The organism is Methanospirillum sp., assembly GCF_035406105.1.
Classification (GTDB): Archaea; Halobacteriota; Methanomicrobia; order Methanomicrobiales; family Methanospirillaceae; genus Methanospirillum.
In genome coordinates, this window is the sequence record NZ_DAONKG010000196.1 from 1 (window position 1) to 4,524 (window position 4,524).

Below are 4,524 nucleotides of genomic sequence, written 5' to 3' on the forward strand. Positions count from 1 at the left end.
CAAGTCCTGTTCTTGGAAGGGGGGAGAGGAGTAATCCAATCTCCCTATTCGACAATATTTTAAATTTAATAAATTTATTATATAAAATATTGATAATCATTTATATATCCGAAATTCCTCAAATAAAAAGGATGTTTTATCACGTTTTTGCAAAAAACCAGATTTTGCAGACTGTGTGTTGTAATTGTAAGCGGGAGTATTACTTAGATCGCGTATGGAAAATAATTCCGCTAAGTCTGTACATTTGGTTTTTATATTTTTACGCAAATATTACCTTATATGATAGTTCTGTTGGTGAATTACTAGGAAACAATACTTTTATGAGAGATTTACTGGTGACTTAATCTGATGAAAGACAGGCAGCCGAAATCTCTCCAACAACGATCCAATGGGTTGTTTATCCGTTATTTTCATATCACTGCCATGATAGCCGTATTACAATAAATGGAGGTTTCCCAAGCAAATAACCTGCAATATCCAACATAGTCATTTTATTCCTGCATATGTCACGTCTCTTTCTGGTTATCGCCAGATCCAAATCAGGAGGCTTGCACCAATCTGATTATTTCCCGAGGGGATAAGAGAGTTGAAGTTCTTTGAATTCATGCTGCAGTATGTAAGGGTGGTGCATTATTGGAATACTTATCAGAAACATTTCTGTGTTTATATCTGTTGCAGTGATTAGATTACATATCTATTACTGAAAAGGAATTAAAATATTAGAAAAAAATATAATCGAAACTATAATTAAGTCCTGATGTAAAGTAACATTAAATCTCACTTCGTCTATAATGATGAAATGAGTAGGTGTGTAGCATGTAATGGCTGCATTCAGGTGATATTATGGATAATATTCGATTATACCCATTGGTTGGCATAATGTTGTGTATAGTTGCAACAGCAGAAGGTGCAGGGATTGCTCTGGAGCCACATCACTCCGGGAGTGATTATACTTTTACCGGTAGTTATTCAGATGGACACATTATTATTACCAGCCAGGGTATTTATTATCTGATTGATAATCTGGTTACATCTTCTCCTGATTACGCAATAGCGATAGAATCTCCTGGTGTTATCCTTGATGGAAATTATCATAAGATATCAGGGCCTGGGACAGGTTCCTGAGTTCTCATCTCCAAAAACGGGGTTCAAAGTACGGTTACAAATATTAGTACCATTTCAGAATTTGATTATGGTATTAATTCATTTGCGGATAATGTGACGATAGCAGAATGTAGAGTCAGTAATAATACCATGATCGGAATTGATTCCAATGGGAATTATTCAACTATCATAAGAAACACAGCAATAAACCATAGAGATTATGGACTTTGTTCACGTGGGCATAATTCATCGGTCATTGAGAATACTGTCTTAAACAACCGTGGTGGGATATTATCTCAGGGAAATTATGCATATGTGTATGGTAATACTGTGGTATACAATACCCGGCGGGGAATAAGTGCCGGTGGTACCTATGTCGGACCTGAACCTGGTGACAATGGATCCGGATATTATGCCAGGGTAGAAAATAACCAGGTTCTGGTTAATGATGAACGTGGAATCACCAATTTCCTTCCTCATGCGATAATAAAAGGTAATCTTGTGTATGGCACCAATAACACAGGAATAGAACTCTATTATGCAAGCATTAACGCATCAGTGTCTGATAATAGACTCATTTCAAATAATGTAGGATTAAAATTATCAGATAGCGCTCAAAATATTAAAATTCATCAAAATCTATTTAATGATTCTAAAACTACTGATTTTCTGATTGATGCCGGAAATGGTAAAGGAAACGGCACTATCTTTGATAATTATCTCGGAAGTCTTGTTCCTGTAAATGGAACGGGCAATTATGGAAGGTATGTCTGGTCAAACCCGGCTGGACCTGAACCCGGTTTAAATTTTATGGGAGGCCCTTTTATTGCAGGTAATTATTGGAGCAATCCCTCACACACCGGTTGGTCAGATCTTCAGCCACCAGCAAAAGATGGCTATACTACTATTCCCTATGAAGTGGTATCAGGATCAGGGATCTATGATACTATCCCTCTGGTCAGGGTATTACCATTTCCTGAAGTTTTAAACATATCTCCTTCATCCGCTCTGGCTGGGAGTACAATAACGTATCAATTGACTGGAAACAACTTTATCGATGGAGCTCTAGTTAATTTTACTCATCTTGGTGAATCTAATCTAACTTCGGTTGGTTCCTTATCCGGGATTGATCTAACCGGGTCCTTATTCATTCCCTCTTCATCAGTCACAGGACCATGGAATGTTTCGGTGAATCAGAATGGTCTATATAGTAACGATAATGTTCAGTTCATAATTAATCCTGCATTGCCCAAAATTACTAATTTAAACCCGGGTGGAGCAATTCAGAATACGCATTCAGCACCTTTCCCAGTCATAATCACTGGAACCGGGTTTGATACGGTTTCGGATTCTGGTGGTGTTACTGTTGATGGGTCGGCAATTTCGTATACCATCGAATCACCAACCAGGATTAATGCGCTCTTCCCTGAAACGATTGATAATATCCTCGGCAACCATCCGGTTATTGTAACTGGAATAAGTGGTCCGTCTGTTCCGTATAATTTTGTTGTATCGGGCACTGGGTTTACAATCGATGCTTCATCGGATGAGATTGGCTGGATTAGTCCATCCGGGATGTTTAGTGCTTATCCAGGGGAATCCATCACCTTCCAGTTCAAACCGACTGCCGGAGCCAGAATCAAGAATCTGACGGTAAATGGGGTCGAACAATCTACGGAATCGCCATTTGTTATACCTTCAGTTGATAGAGATTATGCAATCAGACTCAATAATGAACCACTCTCGGGAGTTATAATTGCAGCTTTTACCGTTGAATCAGTTGATGGATACACGCTCACTTTCAGAGATAATTCGTGGGGGGAGATTAATCAATGGAAATGGGACTTTGGGGATGGCAGTTTTGGAACCGGAAATGTAGTATCTCATACCTATTCGACTCCGGGATCATATTCTGTTTCTTTATGGGCCCGAAACAGTCTCTCACAAAGTCAGGTCATTGGGGATATTACAATTCCTCTTACTAATGATCAAAGTTCTCCATTATTTTTCAAATCCTGATTTTTTCATCCTAAAAACCATCAGTTTTCGCGCATCATTAAAATTATTCATTTCATGGAGGAGCGCATCTTCTGATGATCTCTCTAAAAAAGAGAAATATGATTGTGTTTATAGATTCAAATGACAATTATTATTCATTCAGGATTGAATGGATGAAAGGATTTTTTGTATCATCCTGAAACCTCTCAAATTATGATACTCACAGTATTATAAAAAAATGAAATGGCTGTTTTTTTTATTTGGCATATAGTATGAGATGAACACTATAATGCATAATCTATATAACTGATCCGATAATTAATACTAGTATCCTGATCAAAGGTAGGTTTGTACATAAGGTGGGGATTATACGATGAAGAGAAAAAAAGAGAATTTATATTCTCAGAAAGGAATAAAAAAGGCAGAAATATTTCTCGGGGTACTTTTGGTTCTGGGCCTGCTCCTTCAGCCTTGTCTGGCTGTATTATCGCCAAATTACATAGCAAAGAACCAGGCTGGCAGACCTTTGAATAGTCCCGGGGTAAGTAGTTTTGGTACTACTCTTGCATATGGGGATTTCCTGTTTCTCAATGATACAACGTGGGTGCCGGGAAGTTATGGTGAAACAATCCTCGATTGGAGATGGAGTTTGACGAATCTTAGCAATTTTACAGATTTTACCATTAATAATGATCAAAATGCAACATTTGGTCCTTTTGTCGCAGATGGGAATTCATATCTTTTAAATCTGACTGTTAACGCTTCTGACGGAAGTCAGTATTCACCAACCGAAATGGTTTACCAGGTGTCAGATAATCGGAATTTTATATCAGTGGATTATGACGCAGTTCCCGCATATGATGATAGGACTCCTACAAATCCGAATGGGACGATAACATTCAGGGACTTATCATATTCGTATTTAGATCCTATGGTCAAAACTACTGAATGGTGGTGGAAATGGACTGACCTTTCCACAGGGATCTCAAAGACTCTCTCCGGGCAGGATCATTTCACTGAGGATATGAGTGACACTAATTTCATGGTCAACCTGACCGTGAACAACAGTCTGGGCAATTTAGTCTCAATTACTGGTAAAACTTCAATTCCTCCTGATAAAGTCTACCCAATTGCAAACTTTTCGGTAATTCCAAAAAGTGGAGGTGCCCCGTTGGAGATTGGTATAACTGATCAGGCGCTTAGTATGGTGAACTATACCGTTTCTGATGTTCCCCTTTCATACAACTATACCATCTGGAATAATACCGGAGTTAATGTCTTTGGAAAAGAGTTTAAAACGAAAAATCTCAATGTAACGTTGCCAGATCCCGGGGTATATCATGTTATTCAAAACGTAACGAATTCATTTGGGGTTAGCGATGAGTATACCGTGAGTGATATCGTTGTTACAGATCTCACACT

At 38.3% G+C, this 4,524-nt stretch carries 3 protein-coding genes; all 3 read left to right on the plus strand.

What is annotated here, in order from left to right:
- The first annotated feature begins 843 nt into the window (after positions 1 to 843).
- Complete coding sequence (locus PLA23_RS10720) at positions 844 to 1,125, plus strand: hypothetical protein (protein WP_324475173.1); 282 nt, start codon at positions 844 to 846, stop codon at positions 1,123 to 1,125.
- Between the two features lie 6 nt (positions 1,126 to 1,131).
- Complete coding sequence (locus PLA23_RS10725) at positions 1,132 to 3,123, plus strand: NosD domain-containing protein (RefSeq protein ID WP_324475175.1); 1,992 nt, start codon at positions 1,132 to 1,134, stop codon at positions 3,121 to 3,123.
- A 352-nt stretch (positions 3,124 to 3,475) separates the two neighbouring features.
- Positions 3,476 to 4,524, plus strand: a 1,049-nt coding sequence (locus tag PLA23_RS10730) for a hypothetical protein (protein WP_324475174.1), incomplete at its 3' end; no start/stop codon positions are given.